This window comes from Aquabacterium sp. UBA2148 (assembly GCF_002328915.1).
Classification (GTDB): domain Bacteria; phylum Pseudomonadota; class Gammaproteobacteria; order Burkholderiales; family Burkholderiaceae_C; genus Aquabacterium; species Aquabacterium parvum.
This window is the reverse complement of sequence record NZ_DCXA01000268.1, coordinates 4350-6309: the sequence shown is the minus strand read 5'-3', so window position 1 is coordinate 6309 and position 1960 is coordinate 4350. Positions and strand designations below refer to the sequence as shown.

Genomic DNA, 1960 nt, shown 5'->3' with positions numbered 1-1960 from the left:
GCAGGCCCCCCTCGCCCCCATCCCGTTGCGCAAACCGTGGCAAACCCATCCCCAACCCACCGCAACCCCACCACCCCTAAAATCACCGGATGAACCAGCGCGTCCTCACCGGCATCACGACCACCGGCACCCCCCACCTCGGCAACTACGTCGGCGCCATCCGCCCGGCCATCGCGGCCAGCCGCGAGCCTGGGGTGGAAAGCTTCTTCTTCCTGGCCGACTACCACGCCCTCATCAAGTGCGACGACCCGGCGCGCATCGCCCGCTCGCGCCTGGAGATCGCCGCCACCTGGCTGGCCGCAGGCCTCGACACCCAGCGCGTGACCTTCTACGCACAAAGCGACATCCCCGAGATCACCGAGCTGAACTGGCTGCTGACCTGCGTGACGGCCAAAGGCCAGATGAACCGCGCCCACGCCTACAAGGCCTCGGTCGATGCCAACGAAGCCAAGGGCGCCGAGCCCGACGACGGCGTCACCATGGGCCTGTTCTGCTACCCCGTGCTGATGGCCGCCGACATCCTCATGTTCAACGCCCACCGCGTGCCCGTGGGCCGCGACCAGGTGCAGCACATCGAGATGGCGCGCGACGTGGCCCAGCGCTTCAATCACCTCTATGGCGCGGGCAAAGAGCTGTTCGTGCTGCCCGAAGCCGAGATCGAAGAAAGCGTGGCCACCTTGCCCGGCCTGGACGGCCGCAAGATGAGCAAGAGCTACGACAACACCGTGCCCCTGTTCGAAGGCGGCGCCAAAGGCCTGAAAGACGCCATCGCCCGCGTGGTGACGGATTCGCGCCTGCCCGGTGAGCCCAAGGACCCCGAGGCCTCGCACCTGGTCACCCTGCACGACGCCTTCGCCGACGCCGCCACCCGCGAGGCCTTCCGCCGCGATCTGGTTGCCGGCCTGGGTTGGGGCGATGCCAAGCAGCGCGTGGTCGACCTGATCGAGGCCCACGTGGGCCCCATGCGCGCGCACTACGCGGAGCTGGTTGCCCACCCCGAGCGCATCGAAGAGGTGCTGCAGGCGGGGGCAGACAAGGCCCGCCGCACCGCCACGCCCTTCATCGCCGAGCTGCGCCAGGCCGTGGGCCTGCGCAAGATGGTGGCCGTGGGCCAGCCGGCCGCCAAGGCCGCCGCCGACAAACTGGCGCTGCCGCAAATCAAGCAGTACCGCGAGGCCGACGGCTTGTTCTACTTCAAGCTCACAACCCACCAGGGCGCGCTGCTGTTGCAAAGCACCGGCCTGGCCGATGGCCGCGAAGCCGGCAACTGGGTCAAGCGCCTGAAGGCCGAAGGCGAAGCCGCCCTGGCCGATGCGCCGGTGGCCCGCGCCGAGGGGGTGGACGCTCGCGCTGTGTCCGAAGCACTGGCCACCCTGGTCGAGGCCACGCGACAGGCCGAAGCCGAGAAGGCTGCCAAGGCCGCACAGGCCTGATCCCCTCGCGCCAGGCACCTGCTCACACACCGCTCCCGCTCCAGCACCCATGGCCGGCATCCACATCACCGACATCGAGTCCGCCATCAACTGGTGGCGCGAGCGCTCGCCTTCGCCCGACGGCATCAGCCTGGCACCCGAGGTGAAAAAGCTCGCCGAGGTCTACGCGCTCATGGTCTACCACCACGAGCCGCTTTGCGACGAAGACAGCATGCCCGCCACGGCCTACCAGGCCTGGTTGAAGTGGTACGAGACCACGCCCGACACGCCCTGCATCGCCATTTGCTCGACCAGCCAGGGCGATGACCTGTGCAAGGGCTGTGGGCGCACCTTCGACGAGGTGCAGCTGTGGCCCGAGATGAGCCCGGGCGAAAAGCGCGAGACCTGGCGGCGCATCACCATCGAGTCCAGCGCCTGGCGCTTCAACCGCTATGCGGAGCGCGCTCGAGAGGCGCAGGGCGCCGTGGCGCCTCAGGCGGAGCGGCCCGGGACCTGAGCCGGCACGCCACCGGCCGTTGCGGCCGAGG

At 69.2% G+C, this 1960-nt stretch carries 2 protein-coding genes; both read left to right on the top strand.

The features are described 5' to 3' along the window. Positions 1-89: 89 nt before the first annotated feature. Entirely contained in the window at positions 90-1433 is a 1344-nt protein-coding gene (locus B2W70_RS14905) for a tryptophan--tRNA ligase (RefSeq protein ID WP_286746845.1), read from the top strand. 49 nt (positions 1434-1482) lie between these two features. After that, the gene (locus B2W70_RS14900) at positions 1483-1929 is read left to right on the top strand and encodes a DUF3717 domain-containing protein (RefSeq protein WP_286746843.1); all 447 of its coding nucleotides are present in this window, start codon (positions 1483-1485) and stop codon (positions 1927-1929) included. Positions 1930-1960: the final 31 nt, after the last annotated feature.